The organism is Pseudomonas sp. 9_2_1, assembly GCF_059295275.1.
The window spans coordinates 1462103-1479514 of record NZ_CM181239.1 but is presented as its reverse complement, the minus strand read 5'-3'; the positions used below and the strand labels follow the sequence as shown (position 1 = coordinate 1479514).

Here is a 17412-nt window from a genome sequence, read left to right as displayed (position 1 = left end):
GACGGTGGTGTTCCCGTTTGGAGCTGCTTTGCAGCCCACCACCCCCACAGTTACTGGGAGTTGGCTTGTCGTGGCGACTAACCGCGGCGACAGGGCCTTCGGCTACCCCGCATAACCCAGCAGGTACAACAACCCGGTCAAGGTCAGCAGCGAAGCCACGGTCGACAACAGGATCGTGCGCGATATCAACCCCGCCTCACGGTTGTAATACTCCGCCAGCATGAACGGCCCGGTCCCGGTCGGCAGTGCCGCCAGCAGCACCGCCGAAGCCGCCCACATGGTCGGCAGGCTGAACACCTTGAACGCCAGTACCCAGGTCAACGCCGGCTGCCCCACCAGCTTCAAGCCCACCAACGGCCATGGGTTGGCCTGCGCACCCGGGCGTTTTTCTGCCAGAAACGCGCCCAGCGAGATCAACGCGCAAGGCGTGGTGGCCAACGCCAGCATGTCGAGAAAGTGCATCACCGGCTCGGCCAGGCCCAATCCAGCCATGGCCCACCCCGCCCCCGCCAGCGGCGAGAACACCAGCGGGTTCTTCGCCAGCGCCTTGCTCACCAGCAGGATCGCCCGGCCAATCTGCCGCTCCTCCTGCAGCCCGACTTCGATCAGGGTCAGCGAAATGGCAAACACCAGGCACACCACGAGCAACGACGAGATCAGCGCCGGCTGCAGGCCTGCCTGGCCAAACAGCAACAAGCACAACGGAATGCCGATGTAGCCGGTGTTGGCATACCCGGCACTCAGCCCGTCGATGCTCGCCGCGACCAGGCCGTGGCCGCTGTGCAAGCGCCACAGCAGGGTCACCACGAACATGGCCAGGGCGCCCCCGCCAAAGGCGACGATGAACCCCGGGTGCCAGATCTCGCTCCAGGTGGCTGTGGCGGTTACCTTGAACAGCAACGCCGGCAGGCACAGCCAGACCACCATCTTGTTGATTTCGGCGGCGGCCTTGTTGCCCAGCTTGTTGGTCTTGCGGCACAGGTAGCCGACCAGGATCAGGGCGAAGATCGGCGCGACGATGACGAAGACAGTGTGCATGTCAGGCCTTGCCGGCCAATGGCGCTTGCCCGCGAGCACCCAAGCGGCTCAACCACACCGACGCCAGAATGATCGCGCCGCCGATGAACAACCGCCCCAGCGGTTCGTGCTGGTTCCAGATCAGCAGGTTCAGCAGCAGCCCCACCGGTACATGCAAGTTGTTCATCACCGCCAGCGTGCCGCCAGAAACCATGCACGCACCCTTGTTCCACCAGTACAGGCCCAGCGCCGTCGGGCACAAACCCAGGAACAGCAGCACCAGCCATTGCACGTCGGTACTCGGCAGGTGCTGCGCATTGCCGAACAGCAGGAACGCCGGCAGCACCACCAGCAAGGCGCCGAGGTAGAAGTAGCCAAAACGCGCGTAGTGCGGCAGGTCGCTGGGGTTGCGGGCGACCAGGTGACGGTACAGCACCTGGCCGGCAGCGTAGGTGAAGTTGGCCAGTTGCAGCAGCAGGAAGCCGATGAAGAACTCGCCGCTGATGCTGTCGAAACGGATCACCGCCGCGCCGGCCACGGCCACCAGCGCCGCCACCAGCGCCCACGGGTTGAAGCGCCGGTTCATGGCGTCCTCTATCAGCGTCACGTGCAGCGGCGTGAGGATGGTGAACAGCAGTACCTCGGGCACGGTGAGCACGCGAAAGCTCAGGTACAGGCAGACATAGGTGATGCCGTACTGCAACGCGCCGATCAGCAGCATCGAGCGCATGAAGCGCGGTTCCACCTGGCGCCAGCGGGTCAACGGCAGAAACACCAGGCCGGCCAGCAGCACCCGTGCGAGCACGGCGAAATAGCTGTCGACGTGCCCGGCCAGGTACTCGCCGATCAGGCTGAAGGAAAACGCCTGGATCAGCGCGACGATTATAAGGTAGCCCATGGTTGCCTCTCGTGGATCAAGGCCGCGACCTTAGCGGGTTGCGGGCTTTGTGTTCAACCATGAGGAATGTGGGGGCTGTGCCGGCCTCTTCGCGGGCTTGCCCGCGAAGAGGCCGGCACAGGCCGCCACCAAATCCCAGGCATAAAAAAGCCCGGCCAAAAGGACCGGGCTAGGTACACCCAAAGGAGCAAAAACAGGTGTCAGGGTTGGGAATTCGTTAAGCCTCAGGCCACCGCCGCCAACTTGGCCTTGGCCTGGTTCAGGCCCTTCTCATGGAACTCGCCGCTCATGTTCAGGCCTTCGGCATGGATGAAATCGACATCGTGAATGCCGATGAAAGCCATTACCTGGCGCAGGTACGGTTCCTGGTGGTCGCTGGTGGCGCCGGCGTGGATACCGCCGCGGGCAGTCAGCACGATGGCGCGCTTGCCGGTCAGCAGGCCTTGCGGGCCGGTAGGGGTGTACTTGAAGGTGATGCCGGCACGCAGCACATGGTCCAGCCAGGCCTTGAGGGTGCTGGGGATGGTGAAGTTGTACATCGGTGCAGCCATCACCAGCACATCGGCGGCAAGCAATTCATCGGTCAATTCGTTGGAACGGGCCAGGGCCTCCAGCTCGGCAGCGCTGCGCTGTTCTTCCGGCTTCATCCAGCCGCCGAGCAGGTTGGCATCCAGGTGTGGCACCGGGCTTACCGCCAGGTCGCGTACGGTGATCTGATCGGCCGGGTGGGCGGCCTGCCATTGCTGGATGAAGTCACGGGTCAGCTGACGAGAAACGGAATCCTGCTGGCGGGCGCTGCTTTCGATGATCAGTACGCGGGACATGAGGTGCCTCCATCGGCAAAAAAGGGTGCGATTCGATGGAGGTGAGATTAAGGCTTGACCTATCGATAAAAAAGCGTAAAAAGTGGGTTCAATCTATCGATTTATCGGTTTATTCCGCCGCACAGCTCAACGCGATGCGCAGCTTGATGATCTGCCGGTTGAATTTGGCAGTGACGTCGACACTTTTACCCGCTGGCACGTTTACCCGGCGCACCCGCGGGGCCTCCGGGCCATTGCGGAAGGTTACCTTGCACGCTGCCGGAACCTGCCCATAGTTGTTCAGGGTAATGGCGCCAATGTCGTAGGCCGTGTCATACGCGGTGTAGTCAAGCTTGACCCCGGCCAGCTGCTTCTCTACATCGATGGGGTAAGCCATGGCCCCGAGGGGCAGGCACATCAGTATTGCCGCACAACATTTCTTCATGGGCCGCTCTCCTTGAAAGAGCGCAGCTTAGGACAACAGGAGCGAAACATGAAAGCGCCGCGCGTAACCCTTGACCAGTGGCGGACCCTGCAAGCAGTGGTCGATCACGGCGGGTTTGCCCAGGCCGCCGAGGCTCTGCACCGCTCACAGTCATCGGTCAGCTACACCGTGGCGCGCATGCAGGAGCAACTGGGCGTGCCGCTGCTGCGCATCGATGGCCGCAAGGCGGTGCTCACCGAGGCCGGTAACGTTCTGCTGCGCCGCTCGCGGCATCTGGTCAAGCAGGCCAGCCAGCTCGAAGACCTGGCCCACCACATGGAGCAGGGCTGGGAAGCCGAGGTGCGTCTGGTAGTCGATGCAGCCTACCCCAGCGCCCGCCTGGTACGCGCCCTGGCCGCGTTCATGCCGCAAAGCCGTGGCTGCCGGGTGCGCCTGCGTGAGGAGGTGCTGTCTGGCGTCGAGGAAGTGATGCACGAAGGCATCGCCGACCTGGCCATCAGCAGCTACAGCATCGGCGGCTACCTGGGCGCCGAACTGAGCGCAGTGGAGTTCGTCGCCGTCGCCCACCCCGAACACAGCCTGCACCGCCTTGGCCGCGAGCTCACCTTCCAGGACCTGGAAAGCCAGCTGCAGGTGGTGATCCGCGACTCTGGCCGCGCGCAACCGCGCGACGTCGGCTGGCTGGGCGCCGAACAGCGCTGGACCGTGGGCAGCCTGGGCACCGCCGCCACCTTCGTCGGCAGTGGCCTGGGCTTTGCCTGGCTGCCCCGGCACATGATCGAGCGCGAGCTGCGCGATGGCGTGCTCAAGCCTTTGCCGCTGGATCAGGGTGGCAGCCGCCATCCACTGTTCTACCTTTATTCGAGCAAAGAGAAGACCTTGGGCCCGGCCACGCAGATTCTCATCGACCTGCTGCGCAACTTCGACACTGCGCCACTGGACGTGCCCTTCGCAGCCCCCCCACAAGCCTGAGAGGACCGCGCCCGTGGCCTATTTCGAACATGAAGGATGCGCACTGCATTACCGGGAATATGGCCAGGGCGAACCGCTGGTACTGCTGCACGGCCTGGGTTCCAGCTGCCAGGACTGGGAGTTGCAGGTGCCGGCGCTAAGCCGCCACTACCGGGTCATCCTCATGGACATTCGCGGCCACGGCCGCTCCGACAAGCCCCGTGACGGTTACCAGATCGCCACCTTCAGCGCCGACCTGCTGGCCCTGCTCGAACACCTGCACACCGGTCCGGTGCACCTCGTCGGTTTATCCATGGGCGGCATGGTCGGTTTCCAGTTTGCCGTCGACCACCCCCAGTGGCTGCGCAGCCTGTGCATCGTCAACAGCGCCCCGGAGGTCAAGCGCCGCACCCGCAGTGACTGGGTCTGGTGGCTCAAGCGCTGGGGCCTGGCGCGCATCCTCAGTGTCGAAACCGTCGGCAAAAGCCTGGCCGAACGCCTGTTCCCCAAACCCGGGCAGGCCGACTTGCGGCAAAAGATGGCCGAACGCTGGGCACGCAACGACAAGCGCGCCTACCTCAAGAGCTTCGACGCCATCGTCGACTGGGGCGTGCAGGAACGCATCGGCCAGATCCACTGTCCTACCCTGGTAATTGCCGCCGACCACGATTACACCCCGATACACCTGAAAGAGCGCTATGTCGCCCTCATGCCCAACGCCAGACTGGTCGTCGTCGACGATTCGCGGCACGCTACACCCCTCGATCAACCCGAGGTCTTCAACCAGACCCTGCTGCAGTTCCTCGCGGCCGCCTCCACCTCTCAAGGATCTTTGAGCCCATGCTGAAAAAACTCCTGCTCACCGCCTGCTCGGTTGCCTTCGCCACCAGCGTCATGGCCTCCGACAAGACCCCGCACGTCATGCTGGACACCAGCTTCGGCCAGGTCGAAATCGAGCTGAATGCCGAGAAGGCGCCGATCAGTACCAAGAACTTCCTCGAATACGTCGACAGCGGTTTCTACAACAACACCATCTTCCACCGTGTGATCCCCGGTTTCATGGTGCAAGGCGGTGGCTTCACCGACCAGATGGTGCAGAAAAACACCCAGGACCCGATCAGGAACGAAGCCAGCAACGGCCTGCTGAACACCCGTGGCACGCTGTCGATGGCACGCACCTCGGACCCGAACTCGGCCACCAGCCAGTTCTTCATCAACGTGGCCGACAACGACTTCCTCAACCCCGGGCGTGACCGGGGCTATGCCGTGTTCGGCAAGGTGACCAAGGGCATGGAAGTGGTCGACCAGATCGTCAACTCGCCGACCACCGTCAAGAAAGGCATGCGCGATGTACCGGCCGACCCGGTCTACATCAAGTCGGCCAAACGCATCGACTGACCGCAGGCTTCACAGGGACGTGAAACCGCCTGAGGGCCGGATGGAACAGGAGTGTCGCACCCCATGCTTTACCGCCGTTTCGAACAGCTGATCGATATTTTCCGCGAGGCGCCCAGCGAGTCGCCGCCCACCACCGTGTGGCCGTTCTACCTGTACTACCTGCGCCAGGTGTGGCCCAGTTTTCTCGCCCTGCTGGTAGTCGGCCTGTTCGCCTCGCTGATCGAGGTGGCGATGTTCAGCTATCTCAGCCGCATCATCGACCTGGCCCAGGGCACGCCAAATGCCAACTTCTTCAGTGAGCACAGCGGTGAACTGATCTGGATGCTAGTGGTGATACTGCTGCTGCGCCCCGTGTTCTTCGGCCTGCACGACCTGTTGGTGCACCAGACCATCAACCCGGGCATGACCAGCCTGATTCGCTGGCAAAACCACAGCTACGTGCTCAAGCAGAGCCTGAACTTCTTCCAGAGCGACTTTGCCGGGCGTATCGCCCAGCGCATCATGCAAACCGGCAACTCACTGCGCGACTCGGCCGTGCAAGCAGTGGACGCGCTGTGGCACGTACTGATCTACGCCATTACTTCGCTGGTGTTGTTCGCCGAGGCCGACTGGCGCCTGATGCTGCCGTTGCTGGCGTGGATCATCTGCTACATCGCCGCGCTTTTCTACTTCGTGCCGCGGGTAAAGGAGCGCTCGGTGATCTCGTCCGATGCCCGCTCCAAGCTGATGGGGCGCATCGTCGACGGCTATACCAACATCGCTACCCTGAAGCTGTTTGCCCACACCGACTACGAGCAGCAATACGCCCGCGAGGCAATCAGCGAGCAAACCGAGAAAACCCAGCTGGCCTCGCGGGTGATCACCAGCATGGACGTGGTCATCACCACCCTCAACGGCTTGCTGGTGGTCGGCACCACCGGCCTTGCGCTGTGGCTGTGGAGCCAGTCGCTGATCACCGTCGGCGCCATTGCCCTGACCACTGGCCTGGTGATTCGCATCGTCAACATGTCGGGCTGGATCATGTGGGTGGTCAACGGCATTTTCGAGAACATCGGCATGGTCCAGGACGGCCTGCAGACCATCGCCCAGCCGGTTACTGTCACCGACAAGCCCAACGCGCCAGCGCTCAAGGTCAGCCGAGGGGCGGTACGCTTCGATGACGTGGACTTCCACTACGGCAAGGCTGCCAACGTGATCGAGGGGCTGAACCTGGACATCCGCCCGGGTGAGAAAATCGGTTTGATCGGGCCCTCCGGGGCAGGCAAATCGACCCTGGTCAACCTGCTGCTGCGGCTGTACGACGTGCAGGGCGGACGCATCCTCATTGACGGCCAGAACATCGCCGAAGTCAGCCAGGCCAGCCTGCGTGCGCAGATTGGCATGATCACCCAGGACACCTCGTTGCTGCACCGCTCGATCCGCGACAACCTGCTGTATGGTCGCCCCGAGGCCAGCGAGGCAGCGTTGCACGAAGCCGTACGCCGCGCGCGCGCCGATGAGTTCATCCCGCAGTTGTCGGATGCCCAGGGCCGCACCGGGTTCGATGCCCATGTGGGTGAGCGTGGGGTGAAACTGTCGGGTGGCCAGCGCCAGCGCATCGCGATTGCCCGGGTGCTGCTGAAGAACGCGCCGATCCTGATCATGGACGAAGCCACGTCGGCGCTGGACTCGGAGGTGGAGGCGGCGATCCAGGAAAGCCTGGAGACACTGATGCAGGGCAAGACCGTGATCGCCATCGCCCACCGGCTGTCGACCATCGCGCGGATGGACCGCCTGGTGGTGCTGGACAAGGGGCGCATTGTCGAGAGTGGCAGCCACAGTGAGCTGCTTGAGCAGCAGGGGCTGTATGCCCGCTTGTGGCATCACCAGACCGGGGGCTTTGTCGGAGTCGACTGACTCCTGTACCGGCCCTATCGCCGACACGCCAGCTCCCACAGATCCACCACAGATTTCAAGGCCTGTGGTGATCCTGTGGGAGCTGGCTTGCCGGCGATAGGGCCATTACAAGCAGCACAAGACGCTTAGTCCCGGCGATAAGGCAGCATCCCCCGCGCCTCTTCTGCATAAGCCCTGACCCCTTCCCGCTCCTGCAGCAAAAAATCCTCCACCGCACGCCGCAACCCCGCATGCAGCAGGTAATGCCACGACCGCGTCAGCACCGGCTCGAACCCGCGTATCAGCTTGTGCTCCCCCTGCGCTCCGGCATCGAAACGCTGGTAACCCTCGGCAATGGCAAAGTCCATCCCCTGATAGAAGCACGTCTCGAAATGCAGCCGGTCGAACTCGTCCAGGCACCCCCAGTATCGGCCGAACAGGCTGTCGCCACCCACCAGGCTCAGGGCCATCGCCACATCACGCCCGCCTTGTCTGGCCATCACCACGCGCAGCGCCTCGGGCATGCGCTCGGCTATAAGGCTGAAAAACTCGCGGGTCAGATAAGGCGCACGGCGACGCACGGCGTAAGTGTTGGCGTAGCAGCGATAGACAAAATCCCACTGTGCCTGGTCCAGCTCCCCCCCGCGGTACCAGCGGAATTCGATGCCCTGCCCGGCCACCTGCTCACGCTCCTTGCGCATCTGCTTGCGCTTGCGCGAGCTCAAGGTGTCGAGAAAATCCTGGAAGTCGCGATAGCCGCGGTTATGCCAGTGGAACTGGCAACCCAGGCGCTCCATCCACCCCGGCAGGCCAGCCAGTTGCTGGTCCAGGACCGGGTCGGTGAAATTGATGTGCGCACCGGAAAGCCCGCCCTTGCCCAGATACTCCGGCAGCGCCTGCAGCAACAGCTGGCCATCGCCAGGGTCGGCGCTGAGCAGCCGCGGGCCGTTCACCGGGCTGAACGGCACGGCGCCAAGCAGTTTGGGGTAATAGGCGATGCCGGCCCGTTCACAGGCATCGGCCCAACCATGATCGAACACATATTCGCCAAACGAGTGCCACTTGCGATACGCCGGCAACAGCGCCCGCACCTGCCCGTCACGCTCCAGCACCAGGTGCTCGGCGGCCCAGCCGGTATTGCGGGCGACGCTGCCGCTGTCTTCCATGGCACTAAGAAAAGCATGGCGCAGGAAGGGTTGGCCGGCCGGCACCAGGGCATCCCAGGTGGCCGCCGGAAGATCACGCAAATGGGCAAGGCTGTAGAGGCTGGTCACGGTTCTGGCTCGCTGTCTCAAGGCACCCAGTATCCCCAAGGAAGGCCCGTCACTCAAATGGCGAACGCGGCACTGATCCTTTTATTCTCAATTACTTAACAACAGTGCCACTAATTAGACATTAATCTGTCATTGGCCCCCGCAATACTTGCGCCTGTTTTCCGGAACCCCAGAACCTGTCTATTCAGGCCCTTTCCGAAGACATGCCAACGCAGGGGCAGGCGCTTGAGCCTCCCCAATTTTTTTTAGTAGGGAGAACCTTATGCGTCTTGTTTCTACACTTACCGGAGTGAGCCTCACCGGCATGATGCTGGCTCTGAGTGCCCCGGCCAGTGCAGCTGTCGACGCCAAGCTGCTCGAAATGCTCCGCGCCAACGGCTCGATCAACCAGGCGCAGTACACCGAACTGCAGGGCGACCTGGCGAAAGAAACCAAGGAAAAGGCCGACCAGAAAGCTCAGTCCGAACGTATGAGCTCCTTCGAACAAAAAGTGGCATGGGCCGCCAAGACCCAGATCAAGGGTGATGTACGCCTGCGTTACGAAGACGTCAACGTCGATGACCCGAACAGCAGCAGTGGCAACCAGGACCGTCAGCGCGTACGCGCTCGCGTCGGGTTCTACAGCGAGATCAACCCGCAGGTCGATGCTGGCGTGCGGATCGCCACAGGCAGCAGCGCCGACCGTCGTTCGACCAACCAGAGCTTCGACAACTACTTCGACAAGAAGTCGCTGTGGGTCGACCTTGCCTACCTCGACTGGCACCCGACCGCTGTCCCGAACTTGCACCTGATCGGCGGCAAGATGCCCCAGCCGTGGGTGAGCATGGGCGACATCATCTGGGACAGCGACATCAACCCTGAAGGCGTGGCCGCCACCTACAAAGCGGATCTGGGCGGCGCGGAAGTCTTTGCCAGCGCCGGTCAGTACACGTTGAAAGACAACGTCGATGGCGACGGTGTTCAGTACAAGCACGACGCGCAGGTCTACCATGGCCAGTTGGGCGCCAAGTTCGCCCCAGCTGATGTGCTCAAGCTCACCGTGGGCGCCAGCATCTATGGTTACGACAACGACAAGGAAGCAGCCATTCTGCAGTCGTTCGGCAACACCACCAATGAATTCAACCTGGTCGAGGGCTTCGGCCAGGTTGACTTCACCGGCTTTGCCATCCCGCTGTCGGCTTACGGCCAGTACGTAAAGAACACCGAGAGCACCGATGGCGAAGACCAAGCCTGGCTGGCTGGCCTGAAGACCAAGGTCGGCGCCTGGAGCCTGGACTACAACTACCGCGACGTGCAGCGTAATGCCGTGGTCAGCCTGTTCACGGACTCCGACTTTGGCAACGGCTTCACCGGCTCGCGCGGTCACAAGTTCAAGGTCGGCTACGAGATCGACAAGAACTTCTCGCTGGGCGCGGCCTACCTGATGGCCAAGACCGACCTTTCGCAGCTGCCTAACAGCAATGCCGACGTAGACACCCTGCAGGTAGACCTGGAAGCCAAGTTCTAAACGAAACCCTGCTCTGCTTCACACTGAAGCGGGAAATGCCGACCCCATCCGGCATTTCCCGCTTTTTTTGCCTGTGAGATCGTAGGGGGCTGCTTTGCAGCCCCGACATTCCGAAGCAATCAGCGCTTGCGCAGAATCACGCTACCAATCGAATACCCCGCACCAAACGAGCTCAACACCCCCAGCGAGCCCTTGGCCAAGTCATCCTGGTACAAGTGGAAGGCAATCACCGACCCCGCCGAACTGGTATTCGCGTAGCGGTCGAGAATCACCGGTGCATCCTCCTCGGCCACTTCACGCCCCAGCAGCTTCTTGACGATCAGGTGATTCATGCTGAGGTTCGCCTGGTGCAGCCAGAAGCGCTTGACGTCCGACGGCTGCAGGTCGTTCTCGCCCAGATGCTTGCCGATCAGCTCGGCGACCATCGGGCAGACTTCCTTGAACACCTTGCGGCCTTCCTGCACGAACAGTTTGTCGCGGGTGTCGATACCCTCTTCCGCCGCGCGGTTGAGGAAGCCGAAGTTGTTACGGATGTTGTTGGAAAACGCGGTTTGCAGCTTGGTACCGACGATGTCGAACTGGTGCGCCGAGGTTGCCAGGTCGGCACGCTCGACCAGCACGGCAGTGGCAGCGTCGCCGAAGATGAAGTGGCTGTCGCGGTCACGGAAGTTCAGGTGCCCGGTGCAGATCTCCGGGCTGACCACCAGCAGTGCCCGGGCCTGGCCCAGCTGCACGCTGTTGGCGGCAGTCTGGATGCCGAAGGTGGCCGACGAGCAAGCCACGTTCATGTCGAAGGCAAAGCCCTGGATGCCCAGCGCCTGCTGCACTTCGATGGCGATGGCCGGGTAAGGGCGCTGCAGGTTGGAGCAGGCGACGATCACCCCGTCGACATCGGCAGGGGTGCGGCCGGCGCGTTCCAGTGCCTGGCGTGCGGCGGCAACGCCCATTTCACAGAGGATCGACTGTTCGTCGTTGGAGCGCTCTGGCAGGCGTGGTTTCATGCGTTGCGGGTCGAGGATACCCGCCTTGTCCATGACGAAGCGGCTCTTGATGCCCGAGGCCTTTTCGATGAACGCAGCATCGGACACTGGCGCCGCTTCGACTTCACCGCGCGCGATGGCGTCGGCGTTGTCCAGGTTGAACTGCTGCGACCAGGCATTGAAGGAAGCCACCAGTTCTTCGTTGGAAATGCTTTGGGCCGGGGTATACAGGCCGGTGCCGCTGATCACGACGTTATGCACGGTCGTTCCTCTGGTCAAAGGCCATCGCCACAGGGCGCTGGCTGGGAATATGACAGGTTAATGGCACTTTAGTACCAACTAGACAGCGAGGGCGGTGCCCTCGTTCGCGGGTGAACCCGCTCCCACAGGGGCCGTGCACCGGCCCCAAATTGCATCAATACTGCCACAACTGTGGAAGTTTAGCCCTCCACCTGGCTCCACTGCTTGCTCAATCTTTTATCCGAAATGGGCACTTTGGTACCCAGTTGCTGGGCAAACAGCGACACTCGGTATTCCTCCAGCCACCAGCGATACAAAGCCAGCTGCTCGTCACGCTTGCCCTCCTGGGCATGCTTGTCGGCACGAGCCTTGTACTGCGCCCACAAGTTGGCCAGCTCACCACTCCACACCCGGTCCTTCTGCACCTGCGACCCCAGCTTTTCAAGGCGCAGCTCCACCGCCTTCAGGTAACGCGGCAGCTCCTTGAACCAGATACCAGGCGTCTCGCGTACGAAGCCCGGGTACACCAGGTTGCCCAACTGCTGCTTGATGTCGTTCAGCGCCACTGCCTGGCTCAGGTCGATCTTGCCCTTGAAGCGCTTCTGCAGCCCATGCCACAGCTTCAATACCTCCAGGGTAAGCCGAGCCAGGCGCTCGGCGTGCTCGGCCCATGCGCCACGCTTGCGCTCTGCCAGCCCGGCCAGTGCCGCGCCATCACGGGGCAAAGGCTGCTCGCCTTCGAGAATGCAACTGTCCAGGCTGGCCAGCAGGATGTCCTCGACCAGCGCATCGACCCGGCCCATGTCACGGTACAGCAGCCCCAGTTCGGTAAGCCCCGGCAACTTGCCGCGCAGGAACTTGGCCGGCTCGGCCAACTGCTGCAGCAGCAGGCGCTGCAAGGCGCGGCGGTGCTGGAACTCGGCTTCGGCCTGGGTCGAGAAGCGCCCTTCACGCACCGTACCGTTGTCTTCCACCAGCGCCGGGTACACGGTCATCGATAGCCCGGCGATCTTCTGCTGGGCGGTCTGCTTCACTTCGCTGAAGGCCTTGGCCTGCACCGGTTGTTCGTTATTGGCATCACGCGGCACGGCCAGCGCCGCCTGGCTGGCCGCGGCAAAGCGTGCAGTCAGCTCGGCGAGATCGCGGCCTTCACCGAGGAACTTGCCCTGGCCATCGACCACTTCGATGTTCATGCGCAGGTGGCCTTCGACCAGCTTGACCGACTCCTCCCACGCCTCATCAGAGACACGCGCACCGGTCATGCGCAGCAGCTCCTGGCCCAACGCCTGCGGCAATGCCCCTTGGCCAAAGGTCATGCGCGCCAGTGAAGCCTTGACGAAGTCCGGCACCGGCACGAAGTTCTTGCGCAGAGCCTTGGGCAGGTTGCGCACCAGTGCCACGCACTTGGCTTCCAGCAGGCCTGGCACCAGCCATTCGAGACGCTCGCCCGGCAGGCTCGGCAGCAGCGGCGCCGGCACCCGCACGGTCACACCATCACGGGGGTGGCCAGGCTCGAAGTGGTAGCTCAGCGGCAAGCGCAGTTCGCCCACCTGCAGGCTGTCGGGGTACTGCGCGGCAGTCACTTCGCTGGCCTCGCGGGCCAGCACGTCTTCCTCGCGCATGATCAGCAGGCTGGCATCCTTCTGGCTGCCCATGCGGTACCAGCTGTCAAAGGTCGCGGTCTGGTGGATCTCCGCCGGCAGGCGTGCTTCGTAGAAGGCGTACAGCGTTTCTTCGTCAGCCAGAATGTCGCGCCGGCGGGCCTTGGCCTCCAGTTCATCGAGTTCTTCGAGCAGGCGCTTGTTGGCCGCCAGGCACTTGGCCCGCGACTGGATTTCGCCACCCACCAGGGCTTCGCGGATGAACAGCTCGCGCGAGGTGACCGGGTCGATCGGGCCGAAGTGCACCGGGCGGCGGCCGACCAGGATCAGGCCGTACAGGGTGATCTGCTCATAGGCCACCACTTGCCCGCGCTTCTTCTCCCAGTGCGGTTCGAAGTGGTTTTTCTTGACCAGGTGCCCGGCCAGCGGTTCGATCCAGTCCGGCTCGATCTTGGCCACCATGCGTGCATACAGCTTGGTGGTCTCGACCAGTTCGGCAGCCATCATCCACTGTGGGCGCTTGCGCCCCAGGCCCGACGACGGGTGTACCCAGAAGCGCCGCTGGCGGGCGCCCTGGTAGTCGCCCTCTTCGGTCTTCTGGCCGATCTGGCTGAGCAGGCCACTGAGAATGGCCTTGTGCATTTTCTGGTAGTCGGACGGTTCCTTGTTCACCGTCAACTGCAGGTCGCGGCAGATCAGCGCCAGTTGGCGATGGGCGTCGCGCCACTCGCGCAGGCGCAAGTAGTTGAGGAAGTTCTTCCGGCACCAGTTGCGCAGCGGGCTGGCCGTCAGCGCCTGGCGTTGCTCTTCGAAGCCGCGCCACAGGTTGACCAGCGCGGCGAAGTCGGAATCCACGTCCTTCCATTGTGCGTGCGCCTGGTCGGCCGCCTGCTGGCGCTCTGGCGGGCGCTCGCGCGGGTCCTGCACCGACAGCGCACTGGTAACGATCAGCACTTCCTGCAGGCTGCCCTGGCGGGCGCCCTCCAGCAACATGCGGCCCAGTCGCGGGTCGATCGGCAGGCGCGCCAACTGGCGGCCGAGCGGCGTCAGCTGGTTCTCGCGGTTGACCGCCGACAGCTCCTGCAGCAGGTTGAAACCGTCGCTGATGGCCTTGCCATCTGGCGGTTCGATGAACGGGAAGGCATCGATGGCACCCAAGCGCAGGTGCAGCATCTGCAGGATCACCGCGGCCAGGTTGGTGCGCAGGATCTCCGGGTCGGTAAACGCAGGCCGGCCGTTGAAATCCTCTTCGCTGTACAGGCGCACGCAGATACCCGGCTCGACCCGCCCACAGCGGCCTTTACGCTGGTTGGCACTGGCCTGCGACACCGCTTCGATGGGCAGGCGCTGGACCTTGGCGCGGTAGCTGTAGCGGCTGATGCGCGCGGTGCCGGTGTCGATCACGTAGCGGATGCCGGGCACGGTCAGCGAGGTCTCGGCGACGTTGGTGGCCAGAATCACCCGGCGCCCGGTATGCGACTGGAAAATGCGCTGCTGCTCGGCGGGCGAAAGGCGCGCATACAGCGGCAGGATTTCGGTGTGACGCAGTTGCGCCTTGCGCAGGATTTCGGCGGCATCGCGGATTTCCCGCTCGCCCGGCAGAAAGATCAGCACATCGCCTGGGCCCTTGCCCTCGCTGCGCTCGTGGTGCGCAAGCTCGTCCAGCGTGGCGAGGATGGCCTGGTCGACGGTCAGGTCGTCCTCGATCTGGTTGCCTTCTTCGTCCTGCTCGCTGGTGAGCGGTCGGTACCAGGTTTCTACCGGGAAGGTGCGCCCCGACACCTCGATGATCGGCGCGCCGTCGAAGTGCCTGGAGAAGCGCTCCAGGTCGATGGTCGCCGAAGTGATGATCAGCTTCAGGTCCGGGCGGCGGTGCAACAGGGTTTTCAGATAGCCGAGCAGGAAGTCGATGTTCAGGCTGCGTTCGTGGGCTTCGTCGACAATGATGGTGTCGTAACGCTCCAGAAGGCGGTCGTGCTGGGTTTCGGCCAGCAGGATACCGTCGGTCATCAGCTTGACCAGGGTATTGGAGTCACTCTGGTCTTCGAAACGCACCTGGTAGCCAACCAGCCCGCCCAGGGGCGTGCCCAGCTCTTCGGCGACCCGCGCTGCCACGCTGCGTGCGGCGATCCGGCGCGGCTGGGTGTGGGCGATCAGGCCATGGCTGCCACGGCCCAGTTCCAGGCAGATCTTCGGCAGCTGGGTGGTCTTGCCCGACCCGGTTTCGCCGGCGATCACCAGCACCTGGTGTTCGGCCAGGGCCTTCTTGATTTCGTCACGCTTGGCGGCGATCGGCAGGCTGTCGTCGTAGCGCACGGTGGGCACGCTCTGCTGGCGTGCAGTGACCTGGGCGCAAGAGGCCTGGACCTTTTCCACCCATTGGGCCAGCTTCGCCTCGTCGGGGCGCTTGCGCAGTTCATGCATTTGCCGGCGCAGGCGATGGCGGTCGGCGATCATGGCGTGGTCGAGATTTTGCAGCAGTTTGTCGATGGCGTGGTCAGTCATGGGGCTTTTTAGTGATGCAGGTGAGCCTGCTTTTTCATGATCGGCATTCGAAGGATGCGCGATTGTCGCAGATTTGCGGATTCTCTGCTGCCTGGACCGGCCCTATCGCCGGCAAGCCAGCTCCCACAGGTACTCCACAATCCTGCGGCCTGTGATGATCCCTGTGGGAGCTGGCTTGCCGGCGATAGGGCCAGCCTAGGCTGCCTGAATGTTTAGTCAGGCTCGATGTAAAGGTTGCCATTCACTGCTTTAATCAACCTTACGCCGCATGTGAGTATCAAAGGCATGACTCCCGCCCCAGCCATCGCCCCACCGTCTTCCCGCCCTTCGCTACCGAAGGCCCGGAGCCGTGCCGGGGAAAATCCGCTGGTGCACATCATCCTCGCCTTCTGGGCCTTGTGGCACTGCCGCCACGCACGCCCACCGGATACTTCGCACACGCCATCGTGACCAAACCCGGCCGCCTTCTGGCCGTTTGACTCAGCTGGGCCGCCCGTTTGCGCGGTGGCCAGTGCGCCCGTGAGCGAATCCATCATGCCCTTTGCACCTGTAGAGCAGGCCAGCCGTTTCCTGGCCGACAACCCCGATATCGAGCTGTTCGAACTGTTCATCCTCGACGCCAACGGCGTGCCGCGCGGCAAACTGCTGCACCGTGACGAACTGCTGGCCGTGTACCAGACCGGCCGGCCACTGCCCAGCACCATCCTCGGCCTGACCCTGAACGGCGACGACGTGGAAAACTCCGGCCTGGTGTGGGACGTGGGCGACATCGACTGCCGTGCCTACCCGCTTGAAGGCAGCCTGGTGCGTTTGCCCTGGCGCCGGGTGCCGACCGCTGCGGTGCAGGTGAGCATGCACCCGAGCGAGGGCCTGCCCGCCAGCATCGCCGATCCGCGCCATGTCCTGGTACGCACCATCGATGCGCTGAAAGCCGACGGCTACCACCCGGTGATGGCCTGTGAGCTGGAGTTCTTCCTGCTCGACCAGCAGCGCGACGCCCAGGGCCGCCCGCAGCCGGCACTGGACAACGATGGCGGCCGCCCCCGATCCACCCAAGTGTATGGCCTGCGCGAACTGGAGCAGATCGAGCCGTTCCTCGCCGACCTGTACGCCGCTTGCAAAGCCCAGGGCATCCCGGCGCGAACGGCAATTTCGGAGTACGCCCCGGGCCAGGTGGAGATCACCCTCGAGCACGGCGATGCGCTGCAGGCGATGGACCAGGCCGTGCGCTACAAGCGCCTGGTCAAAGGTGTAGCCCATGCCCATGGCATGCAGGCCTGCTTCATGGCCAAGCCGTTCGCGCAACTGGCCGGCACCGGCATGCACATGCACCTGAGCCTGGCCGACAGCGCCGGCAACAACCTGTTCGCCAGCGAAGACAAGGCCGGCACCCCGCTGCTGCGCCATGCCGTGGCCGGCATGCTGCGCCACCTGCGCGACTCGCTGCTGCTGTTCTGCCCCAACGCCAACTCGTTCCGCCGCTTCCAGGCCAACAGCTACGCACCACTGGCGCCAACCTGGGGCGTCGACAACCGTACCGTGAGCCTGCGCGTGCCGGGCGGCCCGGCCAACAGCCGGCATGTCGAGCATCGCATCTGCGGCGCCGACGCCAACCCGTACCTGGCTGCCGCAGCGATCCTCGCCGCCAGCCACTGGGGCATCCGCCAGCAGCTTGACCCAGGCGCACCGGTGGAAGGCAATGGTTATGCCCAGGCCACCGAGCACCTGCCCACCGACTGGCTGACCGCCCTCGACGCGCTGCAGCAGTCCAGCTGGGCCCGCGAAGCCCTGGGCGAGGACTTTCTGGGCGTCTACCTGAAGGTCAAGCGCGCCGAGTACCGTCAGTTCATGGCCGAGGTCAGCGAACAGGACTGGCGCTGGTACCTGCACCAGGCCTGAGCCCCAATACAACAAGGAA

At 63.5% G+C, this 17412-nt stretch carries 13 protein-coding genes; 6 read left to right on the top strand and 7 right to left on the bottom strand.

The genetic code is table 11. The features are described 5' to 3' along the window. Positions 1-102: 102 nt before the first annotated feature. The 4 genes from AC5O5I_RS06630 to AC5O5I_RS06615 form a co-directional block, all read right to left on the bottom strand. A complete protein-coding gene (locus AC5O5I_RS06630) occupies positions 103-1038 on the bottom strand; it encodes an AEC family transporter (RefSeq protein WP_172285765.1) in 936 nt (311 codons plus the stop codon). 1 nt (position 1039) lies between these two features. Then, positions 1040-1915 (bottom strand): carboxylate/amino acid/amine transporter, encoded by an 876-nt coding sequence (locus AC5O5I_RS06625; protein ID WP_172225443.1) that lies wholly within the window; start codon positions 1913-1915, stop codon positions 1040-1042. Positions 1916-2139: 224 nt separating this feature from the next. After that, positions 2140-2739: an FMN-dependent NADH-azoreductase gene (locus tag AC5O5I_RS06620; protein WP_172225441.1), complete on the bottom strand. Its 600-nt coding sequence runs from the start codon at positions 2737-2739 to the stop codon at positions 2140-2142. A gap of 109 nt (positions 2740-2848) precedes the next feature. Next, on the bottom strand, positions 2849-3163 hold the full coding sequence (locus AC5O5I_RS06615; protein ID WP_172285767.1) for a 3-phosphoglycerate kinase: 315 nt from the start codon (positions 3161-3163) through the stop codon (positions 2849-2851). A 48-nt stretch (positions 3164-3211) separates the two neighbouring features. Between AC5O5I_RS06615 and AC5O5I_RS06610 the strand changes: the two genes are divergently transcribed. From AC5O5I_RS06610 to AC5O5I_RS06595, 4 genes are all read left to right on the top strand, one after another. After that, entirely contained in the window at positions 3212-4135 is a 924-nt protein-coding gene (locus AC5O5I_RS06610; RefSeq protein WP_172225437.1) for a PA3225 family LysR-type transcriptional regulator, read from the top strand. A 13-nt stretch (positions 4136-4148) separates the two neighbouring features. Next, complete coding sequence (locus tag AC5O5I_RS06605) at positions 4149-4961, top strand: alpha/beta fold hydrolase (RefSeq protein WP_494512237.1); 813 nt, start codon at positions 4149-4151, stop codon at positions 4959-4961. After that, positions 4955-5512 (top strand): peptidylprolyl isomerase, encoded by a 558-nt coding sequence (locus AC5O5I_RS06600; RefSeq protein WP_172225433.1) that lies wholly within the window; start codon positions 4955-4957, stop codon positions 5510-5512. The genes AC5O5I_RS06605 and AC5O5I_RS06600 overlap by 7 nt, the downstream gene beginning before the upstream one ends. A 63-nt stretch (positions 5513-5575) precedes the next feature. After that, positions 5576-7408: an ABC transporter ATP-binding protein gene (locus AC5O5I_RS06595; RefSeq protein WP_172225431.1), complete on the top strand. Its 1833-nt coding sequence runs from the start codon at positions 5576-5578 to the stop codon at positions 7406-7408. Between the two features lie 125 nt (positions 7409-7533). Here the strand turns inward: AC5O5I_RS06595 and AC5O5I_RS06590 are convergent, their stop codons facing one another. Next, the gene (locus tag AC5O5I_RS06590; RefSeq protein WP_172225429.1) at positions 7534-8661 is read right to left on the bottom strand and encodes a GNAT family N-acetyltransferase; all 1128 of its coding nucleotides are present in this window, start codon (positions 8659-8661) and stop codon (positions 7534-7536) included. A 262-nt stretch (positions 8662-8923) separates the two neighbouring features. Between AC5O5I_RS06590 and AC5O5I_RS06585 the strand changes: the two genes are divergently transcribed. Beyond that, a complete protein-coding gene (locus tag AC5O5I_RS06585; protein WP_172225427.1) occupies positions 8924-10168 on the top strand; it encodes a putative porin in 1245 nt (414 codons plus the stop codon). Positions 10169-10287: 119 nt separating this feature from the next. Here the strand turns inward: AC5O5I_RS06585 and AC5O5I_RS06580 are convergent, their stop codons facing one another. After that, complete coding sequence (locus AC5O5I_RS06580; protein ID WP_172225425.1) at positions 10288-11409, bottom strand: beta-ketoacyl-ACP synthase III; 1122 nt, start codon at positions 11407-11409, stop codon at positions 10288-10290. Positions 11410-11588: 179 nt separating this feature from the next. Further along, a complete protein-coding gene (gene hrpA, locus AC5O5I_RS06575) occupies positions 11589-15494 on the bottom strand; it encodes an ATP-dependent RNA helicase HrpA (RefSeq protein ID WP_172287032.1) in 3906 nt (1301 codons plus the stop codon). 534 nt (positions 15495-16028) lie between these two features. Here hrpA and AC5O5I_RS06570 point away from each other — a divergent pair. After that, positions 16029-17393, top strand: a complete 1365-nt coding sequence (locus AC5O5I_RS06570) for a glutamine synthetase family protein (protein WP_494512236.1) — start codon at positions 16029-16031, stop codon at positions 17391-17393. The last annotated feature ends 19 nt before the right edge of the window (positions 17394-17412 follow it).

What these genes read in the sequence shown, in the direction of transcription:
- AC5O5I_RS06630 (WP_172285765.1), bottom strand. Translation starts at nt 1,038, where the DNA reads ATGCACACTGTCTTCGTCATCGTCGCGCCGATCTTCGCCCTGATCCTG.
- AC5O5I_RS06625 (WP_172225443.1), bottom strand. Translation starts at nt 1,915, where the DNA reads ATGGGCTACCTTATAATCGTCGCGCTGATCCAGGCGTTTTCCTTCAGC.
- AC5O5I_RS06620 (WP_172225441.1), bottom strand. Translation starts at nt 2,739, where the DNA reads ATGTCCCGCGTACTGATCATCGAAAGCAGCGCCCGCCAGCAGGATTCC.
- AC5O5I_RS06615 (WP_172285767.1), bottom strand. Translation starts at nt 3,163, where the DNA reads ATGAAGAAATGTTGTGCGGCAATACTGATGTGCCTGCCCCTCGGGGCC.
- AC5O5I_RS06610 (WP_172225437.1), top strand. Translation starts at nt 3,212, where the DNA reads ATGAAAGCGCCGCGCGTAACCCTTGACCAGTGGCGGACCCTGCAAGCA.
- AC5O5I_RS06600 (WP_172225433.1), top strand. Translation starts at nt 4,955, where the DNA reads ATGCTGAAAAAACTCCTGCTCACCGCCTGCTCGGTTGCCTTCGCCACC.
- AC5O5I_RS06595 (WP_172225431.1), top strand. Translation starts at nt 5,576, where the DNA reads ATGCTTTACCGCCGTTTCGAACAGCTGATCGATATTTTCCGCGAGGCG.
- AC5O5I_RS06585 (WP_172225427.1), top strand. Translation starts at nt 8,924, where the DNA reads ATGCGTCTTGTTTCTACACTTACCGGAGTGAGCCTCACCGGCATGATG.
- hrpA (WP_172287032.1), bottom strand. Translation starts at nt 15,494, where the DNA reads ATGACTGACCACGCCATCGACAAACTGCTGCAAAATCTCGACCACGCC.
- AC5O5I_RS06570 (WP_494512236.1), top strand. Translation starts at nt 16,029, where the DNA reads ATGCCCTTTGCACCTGTAGAGCAGGCCAGCCGTTTCCTGGCCGACAAC.